The organism is Rahnella selenatireducens, assembly GCF_046449555.1.
GTDB lineage: Bacteria > Pseudomonadota > Gammaproteobacteria > Enterobacterales > Enterobacteriaceae > Rahnella > Rahnella selenatireducens.
Map to the genome: position 1 here is coordinate 47,040 of NZ_JBKEZJ010000008.1, position 21,311 is coordinate 68,350.

Genomic DNA, 21,311 nt, shown 5'->3' on the forward strand with positions numbered 1-21,311 from the left:
TCAGCGGATAATGCCGCGCGCTGAACGGGTGAAAAACTCATTAAAGCTGCACAGCAAAGGAAATTCAGCGCTCAGACGTTGAATTTCCACTTTCACTTCTTCTGCCGCCGCCTGCTGGTGATACAGCAAATCGTACAAATGCCTGATCACCTTCTGCTGCATCACATCGCCGCCGATAAATGCTGCCGCCTGTTCATTAATGCCCTGCGGCACAGCGCGGTTGCCAGCGGCAAGCACGTAAGGCGGCACATCCTGCACCACGCAGGTACTTTGCAAAAGCCGTGCGACCGCACCCACAATACAGAACTGATGCACGGCGCACATGGCGTCGATCCGCGCTTCGTCGCCCAAGGTGACATGCCCTGCCAGCCCGCTGTTTTCGCCGATAAACGTGTCGTTACCCACCTGACAGTCATGCCCGATATGCACGCCGCCGTCGAAAATATTCCGGTTGCCAATCCGCGTGAAACCGCCGCCCTGCGCGGTGCCGCGGTGAATCGTTGCGTGACGACCAATCCGGTTGTCGTCGCCGATTTCAAGACCGGTGGCCTCACCGGCATACTTCAGATCCTGACTGACTTCTCCGATCGAAGATTCCATTCCTATCATGTTGTTACGCCCGATGCGGGTGTCACCGTTAATCACGACGTGGGAGGCAATTTGCGTCCCTTCACCGATGTGAACACCGGCGGAAATAAAACAAAAAGGCCCGATAACCACCTGCGGGCCGATAACGACACCGGGTTCAATGATACTGCTGGCCGCAATGGAGGCCGAAGATGAAATCAACGCATACATCCTTCTGATAGCCGGGGCTACCAGTGGTGAATTAAACCTGTCGGGATTAATCAGAGGGGAAGGTCAAAATGAGCGGAGAAATGCACTCAGAAAGGTTTAAACGGAACGGTTTTTTTTTAGTCACACGCTTCGCCATGCCGCACAGCATAAGGGTTTCAGGCCGCTAACCCTGCCAACTATATTTTATTTATTTTCTGAACCTTTTCTATAAATGTAAACGGCAAGGAAAGGATCAGTATTTTGTTACAGCAGCATTAAGGCTTTCTTAAGCTTGCAGTTATATGATTCGCGCAAAATCATTTCCGCACGTTATGTTTCAATCACATTAACGCCCGCGACCTCAGCAAGTTGGGAGTTTTCATTGCGCTATTTATTGCCTAAGATCAGCTATTTTAAGCTGACCTTGCTTTTAACCCTGTATTTTACGTTTGTCGTTAACCTACCGATTTTATTGCACTTTTACCGAATCCTTCATGCGTTGCCTGCCTACAATCTTTTGTTCGCGCTAACCATTCCGGTGGTGCTTTTTGCCGCGCTGAACTTTGTGTTCACGCCGTTCAGTTTCCGCCCGCTGCTTAAGCCTTTCTTTATCATTGTGCTGCCGGTCAGTGCGCTGGCCAGTTTCGCGATGATGACCTATCAGGTGGTGTTTGACCGCGGCATGATCGAAAACATTCTGGATACCCAGTCTGCCGAAGCGACTTCTTACCTGAATTTGAAAGTGGTGCTGTGGTTTGTCTTCACCGGCATCCTCCCCGCACTCCTGCTTTTTTTAACGCCGGTCACCTATGAAAAAACCGTGTTGCGCCGTCTGGGCGTACGTCTGGTATCCATGGTGATTTCCCTGCTGGTGGTCGCGTCCATTGCCGGTGTGTTCTACAAAGATTACGCCTCGGTAGGCCGTAACAACCGCACGCTGAATCTGGAAATCGTGCCGACCAATTACCTGTACAGCGCCTTCCAGTACATGAATCACCGTTATTTCACGCCAAAAGTGCCGTTCCAGACGCTGGGCAACGACGCAAAACTGGTGCTGCAGCCGGGACAGAAACCCAATCTGGTGTTCCTGATTGTGGGCGAAACCGCCCGCGCGCAAAATCAGTCGTCAAACGGTTATGTCAAACCGACCAATCAGTACACGCAGGCCATCCCGGATGTGGTGTATTTCAACAAAATGACGTCCTGCGGGACGGCAACGGCGATTTCCGTTCCGTGCATGTTCTCTAACATGAAACGCACCAACTACGACGCTAACCGCGCGCGTAACAGCGAAGGGTTGCTGGATATTCTTCATAAATCGGGCGTTTCCGTTTTCTGGAAAGACAACGACGAAGGCTGTAAAGGCGTGTGTGACCGCGTGCCGAACGTCATTATCGACACCAAAAAAGACGGCAAATATTGCGATGGCGATACCTGTTACGACATGGCGCTGATGCAGAATATTGACGACGACATCCGCCCGGACGGTAAAAATACGCTGATTGCGCTGCACCTGATTGGCAGCCATGGCCCGACGTATTACAGACGCTATCCGCCGGAATTCCGCAAGTTCATGCCCGATTGCGAGCGCAGCGATATCGAAAACTGTTCGCAGGAACAGCTGGTGAATACCTACGATAACACCCTGCTCTACACCGATTATCTGGTATCTCAGGTGATTGAAAAGGCGAAGCAGTATCAGGATAAGTACAACGTGGCGGTGATTTATCTTTCCGATCACGGCGAATCGCTGGGTGAAAACGGTTTGTATCTGCACGGCACGCCATACAGCGTGGCACCTGCCGAGCAGACGCACGTTCCGATGCTGTTCTGGCTGTCAGAGGGTTATACCAAAGCGCAGGGCATCGATCTGCAATGCCTGAAAGCCAGTGCAGCGAAAGATGATGTGTCGCAGGATAATCTGTTCCACACCGTGCTCAGCGTCATGAACGTGCAAACCATTGAACGTGACCCGCAGCTGGATATTCTTGCAGCCTGTAAAGCCCCGCACGCCTGAATTTCGTTCTAACCTGAGGGTTTGCTGCCTGCTTCAGGGCAGCAAACCACATTCCGCCACAATGCTTTTAGCCAGCGCGCTGACGGTCTGATCAAACCGCTCCGACTCATTATCCAGTACCATATACAACGCCGTTTGCCGCACCGTTCTGGCCGATAACGCCAGACGACTCAGTTGCCCGCTATCCAGCGCACTTTGCACACTCTCCAGCGGCAGCCAGCCATATCCGACGCCCACCGCAATCGCCTCCATCGCCGCGCCAACGGTGGTAAATGTCCAGTTCGCAATCGTCCCGGAAGAGTGATTATCGGTGCGAGGCATATGCCGGTCCGCGACGCTGATCAGCGGAAAGCGTGCCAGATCCTGCGCCGTCAGGGGAACGGGAAGTTGCAGCAACGCATGATCGCTTTTCGCTACCGGCACAAAATCGACATCCAGCAAAAAGCGCCCGTGGATTGCATTCTCCGGCGCCAGCGTGGTGATGTACAAATCTGCCGACCGCTCATTAAGCTGCGCAATACTTTCTCCGCGCAGGATCTCTGTCAGATGCACGCGGGTGTCCGGGAACTGCTGCTGAAACGCTTTCAGGGCGCGAAAAAGCCGGTTTTTAGGAAATACGCTGTCCACCACCAGACTGAGTTCCGTTCGCACGCCGTCTTTCAAACCGGCGGCGCGATGCTCCAGTTGCAAAAACGCCGTAATCAGCGGGCTGGCCTGAACCAGCAGCGCGCGCCCCTGTTCGGTCAGCACCGCCTTACGTCCGTGGATTTCCAGCAGCGACAGCCCGAGGCGTTCCTGCAAACCGCTCAGTGCGTAACTGACCGATGACTGGCTGCGGTTGAGCACCAGCGCCGCCTGAGCATAACTTCCCTGCTCGATAACCGTCTGTAAAACCACCCATTGCTCGAGGGTTGTCCGTGGAAGTGTCATGAAAATTTCCTTTCTGATGGAGTTTTCCAGTGTAAAACCGTTCTGATTATTAGATTGTTTATATCGAAAATCAGCGTTTTTATATCTGATTTATGAAGTGTAATCTTCTTCTCAACGAAACGAAACGTTTCATTCCAACACTGAGTTAAGGAGAATTACGATGAGCAGCTTTGATAAACATGACCTGAGCGGTTTCGTGGGCAAACACGTTGTTTACACTTACGATAACGGCTGGAACTACGAAATTTATGTGAAAAACGCCGAAACGCTGGATTACCGCATCCACAGCGGCCTGGTTGGCAATCGCTGGGTTAAAGACCAGCGCGCATATATCGTCCGCGTGGCGTCTGATGTGTACAAAATTTCCTGGACTGAACCAACCGGCACCGACGTCAGCCTGATTGTGAATCTGGCCGACAACGTGTTCCACGGCACTATCTTCTTCCCGCGCTGGATCATGAACAATCCGGAAAAAACCGTCTGCTTCCAGAACGACCATATTCCGCTGATGAATTCTTACCGCGACGCTGGTCCGGCGTACCCGACCGAAGTGATCGACGAATTCGCCACCATCACTTTTGTACGTGACTGCGGCGCGGATAACGATACCGTCATCGATTGTGCCGCCAGTGAATTACCGGCTAACTTCCCGGACAACCTGCGTTAATTCATATCATTACCACAATAAAAAAGCCGCAGCGCGTAATGCACTGCGGCTTTTCTTTCAGATAACTTTATCCGAATCAGCGTGCCAGCGTTTTCAGCAACGCAGTGTTGAATTTCTCCGGTTCTTCCATTTGCGGCGCGTGGCCTAAACCGGCAAATTCAATCAGCTTCGCATGTGGGATCAGCTTCGCGGCTTGTTTGCCCAGCACTTTGTAATTACCGATTTTCGCTTTCAACGCAGGCGGCGCGATATCGCTGCCAATCGCCGTGGAATCGGACGTCCCGATCATTAAAGTTGTCGGAACGCGGATATTTTTGAATTCGTAAAACACCGGCTGCGTAAAAATCATGTCGTAAATCAGCGCTGAGTTCCACGCCACCAGTTTATGCCCCGGCCCGTTATTCAGCCCGGCCAGCATATCGACCCACCGGTCATATTCCGGTTTCCACTTATTCACATAATAGGTTTTCAGCTCATACTGTTTAATGCTGTCCGCCGAAGTTTTCAGCTCGCGGTCATACCACTGATCGACCGTGCGGTAAGGCACGCCTTTGGCTTTCCAGTCTTCCAGACCGATCGGATTTACCAGCACCAGTTTCGACACTTCCGGCGCAAACATCAGGCTGTATCGGGTTGCCAGCATGCCGCCAGTGGAATGCCCGACAATCGCCGCTTTCTTGATATTGAGGCTTTTCAGCAGGTCATGCGTATTGGTCGCCAGTTGCTGGAAACTGTACTGATAATGCCCCGGTTTGGTAGAAGAACAGAACCCAATCTGATCGGGCGCAATCACGCGATAACCTTTCAGCGCCAGTGCCCGGATGGTATCGCCCCAGGTCGCGGCGCAGAAATTCTTGCCGTGCATCAGGACCACCGTCTGGCCATTTTTATGGCCGGTCGGCGCGACGTCGAGATAGCCCATTTGCAGCGGCGCACCCTGCGAGGTAAAGGAGTATTGTTTGATTGGATAAGGGTAATCAAAACCCTGTAATTGCGGACCGTAGGAAGGCGCATCGGCCGCAAAAACGGGCGCGGTGACGGAGAAGGATAAAGCAGCAGCGCAAAAGAGCAATTTCAAACGGGGAAACATCGTACAGTCCTATTGTCGTTTGTCGGACAGGCGGCTTAAAGTCTTATGCTACAAACTTTAAGCCGCCAGTAAAACCCGATAAAACCGAAACAGCACGAACTGATTTTAGTCTTTAGAGGCCAGAACACAGCGGTAAATCAGGCCGCCAGTCACGCCGCCGACCATTGGCATCAACCAGAACATCCACAGATGATCTAACGCCCAGGTTCCCTGGAATACACTCAGGGAATTTGAATAATACAAAAAATAGTTGAACTGTGAAGTATTCATGATTTGCATCAAACATTTGTTAATCCTCAGCGCGAGGAATATCCTAAAATTCCGCTGTAACAGTGTGTTGTGGCTTTATAGGTTATATTTACTGAACGAAACTTCTTTCTGTGGCTTTCACTGACGGGTGTCCCTTTGGTCTCAAATTGGTTAAACCGACCTCATCTCCGGATTTGCCTGTCCGTACTGGCATTTTTGATGGTTGCCGCCCTGGGGACGCTGGCTATCTCCTGGCAAACCTCGCAGGGATTGCGCCGGGATACCACCGCCAGCCTGGCGCAATCTGTTCGCCTCGTCGATATGACCCTCAACAACGCCTCGACGGCCGCTGATTCGGTGCAATATCTCATTGACCAGGAATGCGATCAAAATGCCATTCAGGCATTACGCTGGGAAGTCGCGCGGGTGCCTAACGTACGTACTGTGAATCTGTACCGCGGCGACACCATTTATTGCACCTCGCTGTTTGGTAAAAAAATCGATTTCGTTTCAACCAATAAATACAACGGCGGGCAGTTGCTTCTGATGAGTGGCAATCCGGTTACGCCGGGTCATCCGCTGATTGCGTACCGGCGCGATATCAACGGCAATGGCGTACTGATTGGCGTGGATGGCTATTTCCTGCATAACATTCTGGATTTGCTCAGCACTCACACTTATCTGGCATTACAGGTGGGCGACCAATGGATGGACAGCAAAGGCAAAATTCATCAGGGTGAAAACTGGCCGAACGGCGAACGGTTGATCCAGCATTCCGACCACTACCCGTATCAGATGCAACTGGTGATCCGTAACGGCGATCACTGGCGCTACATCTTTGATTACGCCACCGCCAGCCTGGTGCTTTTCCCGCTGCTCGGCGTGTTCGTTGCCCTGATGACGTACATGCTGTTGGGCCGGTTTGGTGGCCCGGTTTCCGCGCTCAAAGATGCGCTGGCGAAAAAACAGTTTATTCCTTACCTGCAACCGGTCGTGGGCGGCACAAACCATCATCTCACCGGCTGCGAAGTACTGATGCGCTGGCAGCACCCGCAATCGGGCCTGATTCCGCCGTATCAGTTCATCCCTCTGGCCGAAGAAAGCGGGCTGATTGTGCCGATGACCCGCCTGATGATGGCGCAGGTTCGCGATCAGTTCGGCCCGGTTGCCGCGCAACTGCCGGATGATTTCCATTTCGGTTTCAACATCTGCGCCGGGCATTTCAAAGACCTGACGCTGGTTGAAGACTGCAAAGCGTTCCTGCACGCGTTCAAAGATAAACCGATCCGTCTGGTGCTTGAGCTGACTGAACGCGAGCTGATTGAATCGAGTGAAATCACCCACAGTCTGTTCAGTGCGCTGCGCAGAATGGGCGTGCTGATTGCGATGGACGATTTTGGTACCGGCCATTCCAGCCTGACGTATCTGCAAAAATTCCACATCGATATCCTTAAAATTGACCAGAGCTTTATTGGCCGCATCGGCACAGACGCGCTGGCCGGCCATATCGTGAATAACGTGATTGATCTGGCAAAGCGTTTGCAGATGATCATTGTGGCAGAAGGGATTGAAACGCAGGTGCAGGTGGATTACCTGACGCCCTATCATCTGGATTATTTTCAGGGTTATTTTTTCGGAAAACCGGTGCCAGCAACAGAATTTATGGAAAAATGGCTGTAACCATAACAGGCTTATATTCTGCGACTAGAATAATAACGTGAGCTACGTCTTATAAGATGCGCGCGCTTTTTGCTAAAAATCCGATGATGTGTAACATCCACACAGACTCAGCCTGGCAGGAAGCTAACTCGTTGAAGTTACATGTATTGACGTACTCTTTCTGTGAAACCTGCTGAAAATTCGAATGATCACTTTGCGAGCAAGATGATGATTAAGTGGCCGTGGAAAGCGAATGACCTGAAAATTGAGAAATCAGATGCCTGGAATGACGCTCTGAATATCCCGCTATTATCTTCCCTAAACGAGGAGGAGAAACAGCGGCTGGTTCAGGTCGCCAGTCAGTTACTGACGCAAAAGCGGCTGGTTCCGTTGCAGGGCATCGAACTGACAGAACAAATGCAGGCGCGCATAGCCTTACTGTTTGCGTTACCGGTGATGGAACTGGGTGCATCCTGGCTCGATGGTTTTCATGAGATTTTGCTTTACCCTTCCCCTTTCGTCGTCGATTCCCCGTGGCAGGATGAAAACGGGCTGGTTCACGCCGGTGCGCAAATCCACGCCGGGCAAAGCTGGGATCAGGGCCCGATTGTACTCAACTGGCAGGACATCGAAGATTCGTTCGACAACTCCGGTTTTAATCTGGTGATCCACGAAGCGGCGCATAAGCTCGATATGCGCAACGGCGGCGAAGTCAGCGGCATTCCGCCAATCCCGCTGCGGGAAGTGGTCGCGTGGGAACACGATTTGCAGGCCGCCATGCAAAATCTGCAAGATGAAATCGACACCGTCGGCGAAGAAGCCGCCAGCATGGACGCTTACGCCGCGACCGATCCGGCAGAATGCTTTGCGGTGTTATCAGAATACTTTTTTAGTGCGCCTGAACTGCTTTCAGAACGTTTTCCGCTGGTATACGGTCATTTTACCCGTTTTTACCTGCAGGACCCTCTGGCAAGGCAACTTCGCGGCCAGCGCTGCGATTGTTAACCCGCGTGATCCACGGCGATTTTTCAGTGGAAAAGACCTGTTTTATCGCCGCATTGATTAGTTGCTGAGCAGTCGGAGGTTTTTGGTGATTTTAGCGTTGACACTCCGCGCCCCACTGGATAACATGCGCTCCGTTCACACGATTCCTCTGTAGTTCAGTCGGTAGAACGGCGGACTGTTAATCCGTATGTCACTGGTTCGAGTCCAGTCAGAGGAGCCAAATTTAGAGAAGCCCGCTTAAGGAAACTTAAGCGGGCTTTTTGGTTTTTGTGGGATGAGGTTGCTGTAATGGCTGGCGGCAAACGGCAGAAGATCAGCACGCAAAACTGGTGCCGGTTGAGCATCCAAGCGCTTTGTAAATCTCAGATATCACCTGCCTCGTTGCGACTTCAATCGTTCCTTCATTACGGCATAAAACCCAGCCCTGAACGGCAATTTCTCGCTCGAACGCCTGGGTACACGCGACATGTTCTTCCAGCCTATGAATCACCGTACTACCCAGCCCACGCGTTCGGCCCGCGGCCCTCGCCCATGAAATATCCGGCGCAGTAACAACCCCGACATGCAGGTCTGGCGTTCTCACGTTTCGTTCATTATTAAGCTGTAAAATCTCTGCAAATGGAACGTTCCTGCGAAACGCAGCATCCGAAGGGTACCAGCGATCCATCAAGATAATGCTGTCCGGTGGCTGTTTAGTCAGCACTTCCCGGGAAATCCAGGCACGACTATCCGCAAAGCGCTCACAAACTTCACGTTCTAAATCCAGGGAGGGATTTCGGGCTAGCCTGTTTACAAGAGCCATTGTTTCCCCCCTGAAGGGGTCGCTTTTTTTCTCGCAAAGTCGGATCACCTTCTTGTTGTCTGCCCTGAGTACTTTCGTCATGGCTTCCAGCAGTGTGGTTTTACCGGCTCCCTTGGGGCCGTCCAGAGAGACAAACAGTTGTCGATTCATGCTTCTGAAGACGATTGATATGCGGTTTTTGTAAAACCAGAATCTGGCAAAAACATCATAGTTCCTTCGTATGAATAGCGGTCCGCCCTGTTCGTTCATCAGCGATGAAACAGATAAATGGCTGATGAACACTTTGGCAATGATTCTAACTCATTCGTTTAAAAACGAGGATTAAAGCCGACTCTGGTCATTGCAGATATGTTGCGACCTGCGCGGTGTTGACTAAGGTAACCGCTTAAGAAGCTGAAAACATCCCACGTTAAGCCTGTTTTATAAGCGGGTGAAGTTGACGGGCAGCGTTGAGGGGGGAGCGGAAGTTCGAAATTGCTCCCTCTGTTGATAGAGAAATTAATCGCATTGTGCTGTTTTAATCAATGGGAAGCAGGTCACCAAATTTCCCCACTCCCCTTTCATTCCCGCTACAATAACTCCATCCCCAGCCGTCATCGTAAGTTCCGTATGCAGCTGATCGTATTGGAAAAAGGTAATAGCCGTGCTGAAAGAAAACTTTAATGAACTGCAGATGTTTCTTGTCGTAGCGCGCGAGAGAAGTTTTACCAAGGCGGCGAGTAAGCTCGATGTTTCGCAGTCGGCGATCAGTCACGCGATAAAAGCGCTGGAAGAGCGTCTGAATATCCGTCTTCTGACGCGCACCACCCGCAGCGTGACGCCGACGGAAGCGGGTGAACGCATTATTGCCTGCCTCGAGCCGCGTCTGGCAGATCTTGAGCAGGAACTGCAAACGCTGCTTCATCTGAACGGCAAGACCTCGGGGAATATCCGTCTTTCGGCGGGAGAGCACTCGGCACGCAAACTGGTGTGGCCGAAGCTGAAGCCGTTTCTGAAACAGTATCCTGAAATCAGTATCGAGCTGGTCGTCGATAACGGGTTTGTGAATATCGTTGAGGGGCGTTATGACGCGGGTGTTCGTCTGGGCGAAAGCGTCGATAAGGATATGATTGCGGTAAAAATCGGCCCGGACATCCGTATGGCGGTGGTCGGCTCCCCGGCCTATTTCGCGGAGCACCCCATTCCGCAGACGCCGCATGATTTGCAGAATCATTTGTGCATCAATATGCGATTACCGACCGCCGGTGGCGTGTATCACTGGGAGTTTGAGAAGGACAGAAAACCGCTGCGCGTGCGGGTTGAAGGGCAACTGACGTTCAACCTGCTGTCGGAAAGAATCGATGCCGTGCAGTCCGGTTTTGGTATTGCCTGCGTGCCGGAAGATATGATTACCGATCTCGTGAAATCAGGCGAACTGGTGCAGATTCTGGAAGAATGGTGCCCGTATTTCCCCGGTTATTATCTTTATTACCCGAGCCGGAAACAGCATCCGCCCGCTTTCGCGCTGCTGATTGATACGCTGCGTTATTCAGAATAGAAAAAAATGCGACACCTTGTGAGTGTCGCGGATTTTTTATAAACGAGGGATATCAGACATCCAGTTTACGCGCCGTCAGCCATTCGACCATCGCCGGGTCGCGGTGCGAGAAGAAGGCGCTGGTCGCCGTGTCCATCGCACTGATTTTAATCATCTCGTCCTGACTCAGTTCAAAATCCAGCACGTTGATGTTCTCTTCCATACGCTCTTTCCGCACTGATTTTGCCAGCGAAACAATGCCGCGCTGGAAGACCCAACGCAGAACCACCTGCCCCACGCTTTTGCCATATTTTGCGCCAATCGCCGCCAATACCGGATTCTGGAACAGGCCGTTTTTGCCTTCTGCAAACGGCGCCCAGGCTTCCGGCTGGATCCCGCGGCTCTGCATCCACGGCACAGCGTGCAGCTGCTGGCTGAACGGGTTCACTTCAATCTGATTGACTGCAGGAACGACGTTATTAAAAGCCATCAAATCGGCCAGACGATCCGGCTGGAAGTTACTCACGCCAATCGCACGGATTTTCCCTGCCTGATGCAACTCTTCCATCGCACGCCACGCGCCGTGAACATCACCATAAGGCTGGTGAATCAGATATAAATCGACGTAATCCAGTTGCAGCCGGTTCAGCGACCGCTCGAACTGCGCTTTTGCGCCTTCATAACTTGCGCCCTGTAACCACAGTTTGGTGGTGACGAAAAGCTCGTCGCGCGCAATGCCGCACTGCTTCAGTGCGTTGCCCACCTGCGTTTCATTTTGGTAAGACGCGGCGGTATCAATCAGGCGGTAGCCGGTTTCAATTGCATCGATAACGGCACGCTCACATTCTGCGGCGTCCGTCATCTGGAAGACACCAAAGCCCAGCAGGGGCATTTCAATACCGTTGTTCAGTTTTACTGTTTGCATGACGTTATCCTTGAGTGTTGTGCTTGAGATAAGCATAACGCAGAGTGATTAATCGTATTAGAGGCCCCAATCCGATAGGGTTCATTAGCAGAATTCATTAATACCCGCCCGCGCCCGACTTTTACAGTCGCGCTATTGCAGGTCTTTTTCTTTTAGGAATTTAGCCACCTGTTCGGCAATTTCAATGTTGTTCAGATCAGAGAACGGAAAGTGTGTGTTGCCTTTAATCCCGATCTCCGGCAGGTGAATAACCTGAACATCGCCACCGTGTTTATTCACCGTATCGCGCCAGAGGCGGGCCATTGCCAGACGCACACGCCAGCTGTCCTGCGCCGGCATGGTGGTCGGTTTGTCCGGAATATTGTCGCCGTAGAAGATTAAAATCGGGATTCGTGTGAGTGCCATAAACTGATCCCGCGGCACCGGTTCCCCTTTCAGCGTATCGAACGCGCTGGGCATTGGCGCAGGCAGTTCATTTTCAGGAAACACAAAACTGCTGCCCGGCTCGAAGGCCACAATAGCTTTCACCTTGTTGTTTTTCATGGCGGTATACCAGCCTGGGCCGCCGCCCTGCGAATGCGTAAACAAAACCGCCGGTCCGGTTTTATCAACCACCGCCGACAACGCATCGGAAATCACGCTGACGTCATAAGGCCCGGTGTTGGGCGTCATCTGGCGGAAATACTGATTCAGCGCCTCTTTGTCATGAGAAAACTGTACGTCTTTAAAATAATCCGGCCAGACGCCGACGCGGAACTGATTGAACCACAACTGTTCATCCGGTTTCGGCATGACGGTTCCTTCAGCCATTGTGCGGCCTGCATTGCCACGACGCGGCTGATCAACCAGATACGTTGAGAAACCACGGCGCAGGAAGATGTTCTGGAACCCTTCACGGCCATCCGGCGTGCTTTCCCAGGTTCGTGAAGACTGTCCTGCGCCATGCAACATGATCAGCGGATATTTATGCGGATTTTCAGGGATCTGATAAAACACAGAAGCATGGTCGCCATGGTACGTTTGCCCGGCAGGTTCCAGCGGTTTTTTAGCATCAAATTGGCCCGGTGCAGTCACCACATCGCCACCGGCTGAAAAACTTCCCTGCGTCTGGATCACCAGCGGTTGGGCATACACGGCCTGTGCGGCAAGTCCTGCCGCCGCCATACCCAACACCAGCGTTTTTAAAAGTGCCTTCACGGTTAACGCCTCCATACCTGTAAGATCAGCTGCGCACGGTTTCCAGCCAGCTGGTGACGGTTTCTGTAGTTCTTCTTTCCTGGCTGCCTTCAATCACCAGCGGTTTTTCGCGTTTTGCCCCCGCTGCCAGCCGTGCGAGCACGTCTTCACTGTCGCCCTTTCCGTAGCCGCCGTGGGTAATAAACGGGATGAGTAACTTACCGGCGAGAACGTGAGTGCTCAGGAAAGTCTGCACAACCGGCGGCACGCTGGTGCCCCAGACGGGAAAGCCCAGATACACCGTCTGATAACCCGCCATGTCGGGAACGGTATTTTTTAATGCGGGCAGCGTTCCCCGATCGTGTTCGCTTTTGGCCTGCGCGACGGTCTGGAAGTAATCTTCCGGATAGGGTTTCGCGGGTTCGATTTCAAACAGATCGGTTTTCAGGCTGCGGTGGATAACGCCCGCAATGACACGCGTGTTGCCGCTTCTTGAGAAATACACCACCAGCGTGCGGTTGTTACTCAGTACGTTGGCGTTATCGCTGGCCGTCGCGACCAGCGGGATATTGGCGAGCGTTAACCCCGCCAGCGCGGTGAGCAAGATTCTGCGCGCCGGATCATGTTCTTCTGACATCGCCCCTCTCCTTTATTTTGCAGTGGCCAGTTGCAGGGCATGTTCAGCGCGGGACGCCGCTTCATTTTCGCCATTTTCACGCAGCGTTTGCGCCAGCTGTTGCAGCTGCCCCGCCGTCAGCCCGACGCGCAAACTTGCCCGCGTATGGGATAACAGCTGCGCTTCAACGCCGGGCGTAGCGGCTAACGCCCCGACCGTTGCCAGCTCGCGGCTCTGCCAGTCCAGATTGTCGCGGGCAAAAATGTCGCCGAATAAATGCGTTTGCAGGAACTGATTAATCACCGGCGCAAAATCAAACAACGGGCCCTGCACCGGCGCGCCGGAGATTTTGGTCTGATTGTCAGTTCCCGTGCGGCGGAGTTCTTCCCCGACCGGGATCGGGCTTACCGGTTCCTGGCCTTCAGCGTCGTGAATGCCGCGCTGTTTGCGGGCTTCGACCACTTTCATGAGTTCGGTTAATGCGTTAAGGCTGCGCGGAAAACCGGTGTACGCGTAGAGCTGCACAAGGATTTCTTTGGTTTCGTTAATCGTCAGGCCGGCATCCAGCCCCTGATTCAGCGCGGCGCTGAGTTTATGCATCTGGCTGCCTGCCATAAACGCGGCGATTAAAGGAATGGCCTGCTGACGTGCAGACAATGTTTCGGAAACGCTGGATTGCAGGTTCATTGCTGAGGCTCCTGTTGTGACGGGCGGCGCGGCAAATGACATCCGGCCGGAACCGAAAATCAGTAATGCCGCCGCCGTGAGGGTTTTAATGCGCGTGATATTGTTCATCGGTCACCTTCTCCATCCATTCAACACTCTTCCCCTGCACCATTCCGGTCACTGCCAGATGCGTCATTGCGCTGTCCGGCGCGGCACCATGCCAGTGTTTAACGCCGGGCGGGCACGAAACGACATCACCGGCGCGGATGATCTGCACCGGCTGGCCTTCCTGCTGAGTCAGGCCCACGCCGGAAGTGACAATCAACCGCTGACCGGCCGGATGTGTATGCCAGGCCGAGCGGGCTCCCGGTTCGAAAGTGACATAGGCACCGGAAGCGCTGATGTCTTTATCCGCACGGAATAAAGGTTCCACCCGTACACGTCCGGTGAAATTCTCTGCCGGACCGGTGACCGGTTTTTGCGTCCCTGCGGCGGCGATGTGCACCGAATCAGGCTGAACCTGAGCGGTGACAGAAAAAGTGATGAGAGGCAGAATCAGCCCGAAATAACGTATTTTCCCGATCATGCGATGCGTCCTTTTAGCCAGTAATGTGGATGCTGTGTCGCGATGATTTTAACGGGAGTGACATGTCGTCAGGCTGACGGCCTCCTGACAATCTTTTCAGCCGACATCGCCAGCGTGAGTCCGAAGGTATTGACGCCGCCTTCGCTGCGGGCAAACACATCGCCCTGATGCATAATCGCCACCGCGCGGACGATGGATAATCCCAGGCCATGATGCGTATCGCTTTTGGTGCGTGAGGAATCCACCCGGTAAAAACGCTCGAACAGGCGGTGCAGATGCCCCTCCGCAATAGGCTCGCCGGGGTTGGACACGGCAACCAACGCCTGATTATTCTGCTCACTCAACCGGACGGTCACGGTGCTTTGCGGCGGTGAATGTCGGGCGCTGTTTTCCAGCAGATTCGCCAGCGAACGGTGGAACAGACGCCGGTCAATCAGGGCGGTGACATCCCCTTCCACTTCCAGAGAAAGCTGCTTTTCGGCGAAAGAAGGCTCGACGTATTCCGCTGTTTTCAGCGTTTCTTCACGCAGGGAAATACGCGTTAGCTGGGACGCATGTTCACCGGCGTGTGCGTGTGAAAGAAACAGCATGTCATTGACGATGGACGTCATCCGCCCGAGTTCTTCGAGGTTCGAGCCGAGCAATTCTTCCAGTTCTTCATACGACCGGCGACGCGAAAGACCGAGTTGTGTCTGGCCAATCAGGTTGGTCAGCGGCGTGCGCAGTTCATGGGCGACATCCGCGTTAAAACTTTCCAGCTGACGCCAGGCGATTTCCTGCCGCTCAAGCACGCCGTTAAACGAAGCGGCCAGCGGTTGCAGTTCGTGAGGTAAAAACGTGGTGTCCAGCCGCTGCCCGTGATCTCCCGGCGCAAGCTGCTGCGCCTGATCACTCAGCGCCCCGACCGGACGCAGCCCGATGCGCGAAACCGCGTATCCCAGCAAGGCGACAATCAGCGCGCCCAGCGCCGTAATAACAATCAGCGTCTGCGTAAACGCATCCAACGTGCCCATATATGGCGTGGAATCGATGGCCACGATATAGCGCAGCGCGGGTCTGTCGCCGTTGGCGGGCAGGGTTTTCACCAGCAGAAACAGCGAACAGGAACCTTCAGAGGAACCGGGCAGTTTATTGAATCCCTCCTGCAGGGATGACCACGTAACGCCCACCGGCGGCGTGCCGCCCACGCTGAAACGCGGATCGTCGCTGACAATCCAGTAGCGCACCCGCTCACCTTCCGAACTCGCCAGAAGCGTGAATTTACCGGCCAGTGTTGACCAGCCTTCCGTCGATGTGCGCGCGGTGATCCACGGGCTCATCAGCGATTCACGAAACAGCAGTTCGTTATGCATCTGTTTTTGTAATGAATCATGCAGTGAGCTTCGCAGCAAAATCCCAATCGCCGAGACAATCAGCAAGGCGGCGAGCGCAAACATCAGCGCCATGTGGAGCGAAATCGAACGTCTGAACATGCGTTTCTCCTCCGCTTACTCGGGCCTGACTTCAAGGACGTAGCCCATACCGCGAACGGTATGCAGCAACTTGCCCTCAAACGGCATATCAATCTTGGCGCGCAGGCGTTTAATCGCGACTTCAACCACGTTCGCGTCGCTGTCGAAATTCATATCCCACACCTGTTCGGCAATCATCATTTTGGAGAGTATCTCGCCCTGATGGCGCGCCAGCAGGCTCAGCAATGCAAACTCCTTCGCCGTCAGTTCCAGCCGCGCACCGGCACGAAAAACGCGGCGGGCCAGCAGATCCAGATGCAGATCGTGAATTTGCAGCTGTGTGATATCGGTACCATCCGTTGTCCGGCGACGTACCAGCGCCTGAATTCGTGCAACCAGTTCAATCAGGGAAAACGGTTTTGGCAGATAATCATCCGCGCCCAGTCGCAGGCCTTTAACGCGCTCGTCTACCGAACCGCGCGCAGAAAGCATCAGCACCGGCGTTTGTTTACTGGCGCGCAGCCCTTCCAGCACGCGGTAACCGTCCATGCCTGGCAGCATCACATCCAGAATGATCGCGTCGTAATCGAATTCCAGCGCGTAATGCAGGCCCTCGGCACCGTCCGCCGAGACATCCACCGTAAAACCGGATTCGCCCAGCGCGCGGCTCAGATACGCCGATGTTTTTTCTTCGTCTTCAACCAGTAACAGTCGCATCCTGATTACCTCTCAAGCTTTCCTGTGCCCGCGTGCAGGAGCGATAGTAGCGTTCCATCCCCTACAGTTGGCTGACATTTTCCTGACAATTCTGTCAGTTACGCGTTTTTCTGACTGACAGAATTGTTATTTTCCCGTCACGGTGCTGACAGCCCCGCCGCCCTACCCTGAACCGGCTCATTCACAGTCGAACGTCCGTTTCGTTATCACAACGACAGCGGGCACCACACATTCGGGAGATACCATGAAATCCACTTTCCTCAGCGCCATGCTGCTGACAGCCATTGCCGGAATGACGTCAGCCCATGCGGCCGATTACCGCAAAAATCCGTTCACGCTGGTGTATGACGGCGCAATCACCGAAAACGTCCAGGGCAAGGTCAATATTCATCCGGTGAAATACGATCTTCACGGCATTCAGATTGCTGCAAATGTCTACACGCCCGCCAACTACGACCCGGCAAAAAAATACCCGACGGTAGTCGTCGCGCACCCTAACGGCGGCGTAAAAGAACAGGTCGCCGGGCTGTACGCGCAACGCCTCGCCGAACACGGCTACATCACCATTGCGGCCGATGCGGCGTATCAGGGAGCCAGCGGCGGTATGCCGCGCAGCGTCGATAAACCGGCAAACCGCATTGAAGATATTCACGGCATGGCCGACTACATCAGCCAGTATCCGGGCGTAGACACCGCTCGCATCGGCCTGCTGGGCATTTGCGGCGGCGGCGGTTATTCCCTGAAAGCCGCCCAGACCGACAAACGCTTCAAAGCACTGGCGACGCTGAGTATGTTTAACTCCGGCCTGGTGCGCCGCAACGGCTATCAAGACTCGCAGATTTCCACCATTCAGGAACGCCTGAAAGAGGCGACCGACGCACGCATCAAAGAAGTCACCACGGGCGAAATCAGTTATACGGGCGACGCAAAGCTCACCGACGAACAGGTCGCGAAACTCCCGTTTGATCTGTACCGTCAGGGCTTCGAGTACTACGGAAAAACCCACGCGCACCCGAACTCCACGTTCCGCTACACCACCAGCAGCCTGCTGGATCTGATGAGTTTTGATGCATCGACCAATATGGATCTCATCAATCAGCCTTTACTGATGATGGCCGGCACCAAAGCCGACTCGCTTTATATGACTGAAAGTGCGTTTAAAAAGGCCACCGGCACACAGAATAAAGAGCTGTATCTGATCGACGGCGCGACGCACATCGAGACGTACTGGGTACCGCGTTATGTCGATCAGGCAATGACTAAACTCGATACCTTCTTCGATAAAAACATTTAACCCGCCGTTTTAGCCCCTCGCGTAGTCAGTGCCATCACGGCGCTGGCTACGGTAAATACCGCGATAATCCAGCCCATCGTCCACGGTGTTCCGTCACTCAGCAGCGCCAGCAACAACGAAGAGATAATCCCGCTGCCGTACTGCAACGCCCCCATCAGTGCAGAGGCAGAACCGGCAACGTTCGGCACGGCGTCCAGTGCGGCAGCGGTTGACGTCGCGGCAATCACTCCGTTCATCGCGAAAAAGACAAATACCGCCGCCACAATCAGGCCGATCCCGCCGATCCCTACGCCGGTGGCCAGCGCCAGCACCAGTGCGGACAACATCGCGATACACACGGCGTACCTGAGCAACGTCTCCAGCGGATAACGATGCACCAGACGCCGGTTGACCATGCTGACCGCCATCAGCCCGACGATATTGACGGCAAATAGCCAGCCGTAATGCTGCGGCTCGACGCCAAAATAGGTGATGTAAACGAAAGGTGAGCCGGTGATAAACGCATACGCCGCGACGTAATAGAACGTCAGGCACAACGTAAAACGCATGTACTGCGTGTTGCTCAGCAGCGTGATGTAGTTGCGAAAGGCACTGCCCAGCGACGCTCTCACGCGCTTTTCTTCCGGTAAGGTTTCCGGCAGCCAGAAGAGGGAAATCAGCATGAGTGTGCCGATCACCGCCAGCAGCCAAAAAATAGAATGCCAGGAGGTCACTTTGATCATCTGCCCGCCCAGCAGCGGCCCGGCAATCGGAGCGATCGCCATGATAATTATCAGTGTCGAAAGCATTTGCGCCGCGCGGGTACGGCTGAACAGGTCACGGATCATCGCCCGCGCCAGCATCGGGCCGGTGCATGCGCCCAGCGCCTGAAAGACACGCCAGAAAACAATCTGCCCGATATCCGTGGATAACGCACAACCGGCGGAACCGATGACGAACAACACCATGCCGATAAACAGCGGCAGACGACGCCCAAAATGATCGCTGACCGGCCCCCAGATCAGCTGTGCAATACAAAAGCCGATTAAAAACCCGGTGATGGTCAGTTCCGCGTCGCCCTGTAAATCCTTCGCCATCAGCGGCATGGCGGGTAAATAAATGTCGGTCGATAAAGACGTGAAAGCCATTAATGCGCTGAGAATAAGTACAAACGTGAGGCCGGTCGTTTTTCCGGTAGCGATCTGCGATCGTGCCTGAGAATCAGTCATGGTGTTCCATCGGGAAATAAGGAGAGGACTTTATACTAGCGGGTTCACGGCGGGAGATAATGGCGGGGAATCGGATAGAGATTATGAGCTGTATTCATGAATGCGGGCTGTTGCCACCCCACCAGACGCAAAAATGCCCGCTCAGGAAAACCCGGCGGGCGTATTTTTTTTACAGCTTAAAGTCAACGGCTTAACTGTTGATTTCAGGCAATTCAGTCGCGCCAGCCCATCGCCGGTGCCACGTGTTTCAGGATCGATTCAATAACGTGAACGTTGTAATCCACGCCCAGCTGATTCGGCACGGTCAGCAATAACGTGTCCGCTTCAGCAATCGCTTCATCCTGCTTCAGCTGTTCAATCAGCCTGTCCGGCGTCGCCGCATAGCTGCGCCCGAAGATGGCGCGGGTTTTCTCATCGAGATAACCGACTTTGTCACCGTCGTTGCCGCCACCGCCAAAATACATGCGATCGCGGTCATCCATCAGCGCAAAAATACTGCGGCTGACAGAAACGCGTGGCGCGCGCGTATGCCCCGCTTCGGCCCACGCCGCGCGGTACGCCCGGATTTGCGCCGCCTGCTGAATATGGAACGGCTCGCCGGTTTCATCATCTTTCAACGTCGAGCTTTGCAGATTCATACCCAGCTTCGCCGCCCAGACCGCGGTCGCATTCGAACCCGCGCCCCACCAGATGCGGTCACGTAAACCTTCAGAATAAGGCTCTGGGCGCAGCAAGCCCGGCGGGTTCGGGAACATAGGCTGAGGATTCGGTTTCGCAAAACCTTCACCGCGCAGCACGTCCAGAAACTTTTCCGTCGTGCGACGCGCCATATCCGCCTCGGTTTCACCTTCTTCAGGCTGATAACCAAAGTAGCGCCAGCCATCAATAACCTGCTCAGGTGAACCCCGGCTGATCCCCAGCTGTAAACGCCCGCCGGAAATCAGATCCGCCGCGCTGGCGTCTTCGGCCATATACAGCGGATTTTCATAACGCATGTCGATTACGCCGGTGCCGATTTCAATCTTGCTGGTCTTCGCGCCAATCGCGGCCAGCAGCGGGAACGGCGAACTCAGCTGACGCGCAAAGTGATGCACGCGAAAATACGCTCCATCCGCGCCCAGTTCTTCAGCGGCGACCGCCAGATCGATAGATTGCAGCAAAGCATCAGCCGCCGAACGAGTGCCGGACTGTGGTGATGGCGTCCAGTGACCAAATGATAAAAATCCAATATTTTTCATCGAGTATTCATCCTCATATTCAGGGAGATAATCCGCAAAGAGGCCCTTTTCGCAGGCCGCAATAATAGATTCACTCTACGCGATTAAGGATGAGAATAAATATCATTTGTTTAACATAAGGATTCAATAAATTTGAAGGAGACCAGACTTTTTTGCTTGTTTTTTAATAACCTGAACAAATAGTCGCCATATAATCGCAGATGTAAAAAATCCTTTGCCAACGGCGTCATCACCCGTTATTATGCGCCCCGTTCACACGATTCCTCTGTAGTTCAGTCGGTAGAACGGCGGACTGTTAATCCGTATGTCACTGGTTCGAGTCCAGTCAGAGGAGCCAAATTTAGAGAAGCCTGCTTAGGAAACTAAGCGGGCTTTTTGTTTTGGTTTTTTGGAGGACGGCTTTGAGCCAAAGAACAAATTGATGAGGCTATGTCGCACTTACCCTGGAGTGACGGGCGGCGAAAGCGCGCCTCTTTAACCTGAAATCACTATAAAATCTCCCGCAGTAAAAATTAACTTATTTTTAAATTTTAAAAATTCATTTTTTGCGAAATTATCTACTATTCTTAGTCATGGAATAAATTTCCATTGTGATTTTTAGTTTTACTTTTTTTAAGTTTTACAGCCTTCCTTTTTATAACTTGCATCACCCGGCTCCTGAAGAGTCTTAATGTTGAAGACGAAAATGTTTCCTGTTTATCCAATCAGTTCCCGGTTACGAA

The 21,311-nt window shown here is 53.4% G+C and carries 20 protein-coding genes and 2 tRNA genes; 8 read left to right on the forward strand and 14 right to left on the reverse strand.

The genetic code is table 11. The features are described 5' to 3' along the window. Nucleotides 1-789, reverse strand: a complete 789-nt coding sequence (gene lpxA, locus ACLBVC_RS14440; RefSeq protein WP_410150202.1) for an acyl-ACP--UDP-N-acetylglucosamine O-acyltransferase — start codon at nt 787-789, stop codon at nt 1-3. Between the two features lie 370 nt (nt 790-1,159). Between lpxA and ACLBVC_RS14445 the strand changes: the two genes are divergently transcribed. After that, a complete protein-coding gene (locus tag ACLBVC_RS14445) occupies nt 1,160-2,794 on the forward strand; it encodes a phosphoethanolamine transferase (RefSeq protein WP_410150203.1) in 1,635 nt (544 codons plus the stop codon). Nucleotides 2,795-2,827: 33 nt separating this feature from the next. On the opposite strand, the gene ACLBVC_RS14450 is transcribed toward ACLBVC_RS14445, so the two are convergent. Then, the gene (locus tag ACLBVC_RS14450; RefSeq protein WP_410150204.1) at nt 2,828-3,724 is read right to left on the reverse strand and encodes a LysR family transcriptional regulator; all 897 of its coding nucleotides are present in this window, start codon (nt 3,722-3,724) and stop codon (nt 2,828-2,830) included. Between the two features lie 160 nt (nt 3,725-3,884). Between ACLBVC_RS14450 and ACLBVC_RS14455 the strand changes: the two genes are divergently transcribed. Continuing rightward, nucleotides 3,885-4,391: a phenolic acid decarboxylase gene (locus ACLBVC_RS14455; RefSeq protein ID WP_152326023.1), complete on the forward strand. Its 507-nt coding sequence runs from the start codon at nt 3,885-3,887 to the stop codon at nt 4,389-4,391. Between the two features lie 76 nt (nt 4,392-4,467). Here ACLBVC_RS14455 and ACLBVC_RS14460 read toward each other — a convergent pair whose 3' ends face one another. Both ACLBVC_RS14460 and ACLBVC_RS14465 read right to left on the reverse strand, forming a co-directional pair. After that, nucleotides 4,468-5,481 (reverse strand): alpha/beta fold hydrolase, encoded by a 1,014-nt coding sequence (locus ACLBVC_RS14460; protein ID WP_410150205.1) that lies wholly within the window; start codon nt 5,479-5,481, stop codon nt 4,468-4,470. A gap of 105 nt (nt 5,482-5,586) precedes the next feature. Beyond that, a complete protein-coding gene (locus tag ACLBVC_RS14465; RefSeq protein ID WP_410150206.1) occupies nt 5,587-5,751 on the reverse strand; it encodes a hypothetical protein in 165 nt (54 codons plus the stop codon). A 198-nt stretch (nt 5,752-5,949) separates the two neighbouring features. Between ACLBVC_RS14465 and ACLBVC_RS14470 the strand changes: the two genes are divergently transcribed. The 3 genes from ACLBVC_RS14470 (at nt 5,950) to ACLBVC_RS14480 (ending at nt 8,614) form a co-directional block, all read left to right on the forward strand. After that, nucleotides 5,950-7,410 (forward strand): EAL domain-containing protein, encoded by a 1,461-nt coding sequence (locus ACLBVC_RS14470; protein ID WP_410150207.1) that lies wholly within the window; start codon nt 5,950-5,952, stop codon nt 7,408-7,410. Nucleotides 7,411-7,617: 207 nt separating this feature from the next. After that, nucleotides 7,618-8,394 (forward strand): DgsA anti-repressor MtfA, encoded by a 777-nt coding sequence (gene mtfA, locus ACLBVC_RS14475; RefSeq protein WP_410150364.1) that lies wholly within the window; start codon nt 7,618-7,620, stop codon nt 8,392-8,394. Nucleotides 8,395-8,538: 144 nt separating this feature from the next. After that, nucleotides 8,539-8,614 (forward strand) — tRNA-Asn (locus tag ACLBVC_RS14480). 93 nt (nt 8,615-8,707) lie between these two features. On the opposite strand, the gene ACLBVC_RS14485 is transcribed toward ACLBVC_RS14480, so the two are convergent. After that, entirely contained in the window at nt 8,708-9,346 is a 639-nt protein-coding gene (locus ACLBVC_RS14485; protein WP_410150365.1) for a dTMP kinase, read from the reverse strand. A gap of 493 nt (nt 9,347-9,839) precedes the next feature. Here ACLBVC_RS14485 and ACLBVC_RS14490 point away from each other — a divergent pair, with 493 nt between their 5' ends. Beyond that, on the forward strand, nt 9,840-10,733 hold the full coding sequence (locus ACLBVC_RS14490) for a LysR family transcriptional regulator (RefSeq protein WP_410150208.1): 894 nt from the start codon (nt 9,840-9,842) through the stop codon (nt 10,731-10,733). Nucleotides 10,734-10,785: 52 nt separating this feature from the next. Here the strand turns inward: ACLBVC_RS14490 and ACLBVC_RS14495 are convergent, their stop codons facing one another. The 7 genes from ACLBVC_RS14495 to ACLBVC_RS14525 all read right to left on the reverse strand — a co-directional run bounded on the left by ACLBVC_RS14495 (nt 10,786) and on the right by ACLBVC_RS14525 (nt 16,849). Then, entirely contained in the window at nt 10,786-11,637 is an 852-nt protein-coding gene (locus tag ACLBVC_RS14495) for an aldo/keto reductase (RefSeq protein ID WP_410150209.1), read from the reverse strand. Between the two features lie 132 nt (nt 11,638-11,769). Further along, nucleotides 11,770-12,834: an alpha/beta hydrolase gene (locus ACLBVC_RS14500; protein WP_410150210.1), complete on the reverse strand. Its 1,065-nt coding sequence runs from the start codon at nt 12,832-12,834 to the stop codon at nt 11,770-11,772. 25 nt (nt 12,835-12,859) lie between these two features. Continuing rightward, nucleotides 12,860-13,450: a flavodoxin gene (locus ACLBVC_RS14505; RefSeq protein WP_410150211.1), complete on the reverse strand. Its 591-nt coding sequence runs from the start codon at nt 13,448-13,450 to the stop codon at nt 12,860-12,862. A gap of 12 nt (nt 13,451-13,462) precedes the next feature. After that, entirely contained in the window at nt 13,463-14,224 is a 762-nt protein-coding gene (locus ACLBVC_RS14510; protein WP_410150212.1) for a carboxymuconolactone decarboxylase family protein, read from the reverse strand. After that, entirely contained in the window at nt 14,202-14,681 is a 480-nt protein-coding gene (locus tag ACLBVC_RS14515) for a (R)-mandelonitrile lyase (protein WP_410150213.1), read from the reverse strand. The genes ACLBVC_RS14510 and ACLBVC_RS14515 overlap by 23 nt, the downstream gene beginning before the upstream one ends. A 68-nt stretch (nt 14,682-14,749) precedes the next feature. After that, entirely contained in the window at nt 14,750-16,153 is a 1,404-nt protein-coding gene (locus ACLBVC_RS14520) for a heavy metal sensor histidine kinase (RefSeq protein WP_410150214.1), read from the reverse strand. Nucleotides 16,154-16,168: 15 nt separating this feature from the next. Further along, complete coding sequence (locus ACLBVC_RS14525) at nt 16,169-16,849, reverse strand: heavy metal response regulator transcription factor (RefSeq protein ID WP_410150215.1); 681 nt, start codon at nt 16,847-16,849, stop codon at nt 16,169-16,171. Nucleotides 16,850-17,093: 244 nt separating this feature from the next. Here ACLBVC_RS14525 and ACLBVC_RS14530 point away from each other — a divergent pair, with 244 nt between their 5' ends. Beyond that, a complete protein-coding gene (locus ACLBVC_RS14530; RefSeq protein WP_410150216.1) occupies nt 17,094-18,143 on the forward strand; it encodes an alpha/beta hydrolase in 1,050 nt (349 codons plus the stop codon). Here ACLBVC_RS14530 and ACLBVC_RS14535 read toward each other — a convergent pair. Together ACLBVC_RS14535 and ACLBVC_RS14540 are read right to left on the reverse strand one after the other, a co-directional pair. Beyond that, on the reverse strand, nt 18,140-19,351 hold the full coding sequence (locus ACLBVC_RS14535) for a multidrug effflux MFS transporter (RefSeq protein ID WP_410150217.1): 1,212 nt from the start codon (nt 19,349-19,351) through the stop codon (nt 18,140-18,142). The two genes, ACLBVC_RS14530 and ACLBVC_RS14535, sit on opposite strands and share 4 nt — an antisense overlap. A 212-nt stretch (nt 19,352-19,563) precedes the next feature. Further along, on the reverse strand, nt 19,564-20,589 hold the full coding sequence (locus ACLBVC_RS14540) for an LLM class flavin-dependent oxidoreductase (RefSeq protein WP_218521133.1): 1,026 nt from the start codon (nt 20,587-20,589) through the stop codon (nt 19,564-19,566). 261 nt (nt 20,590-20,850) lie between these two features. Between ACLBVC_RS14540 and ACLBVC_RS14545 the strand changes: the two genes are divergently transcribed. After that, nucleotides 20,851-20,926 (forward strand) — tRNA-Asn (locus ACLBVC_RS14545). The last annotated feature ends 385 nt before the right edge of the window (nt 20,927-21,311 follow it).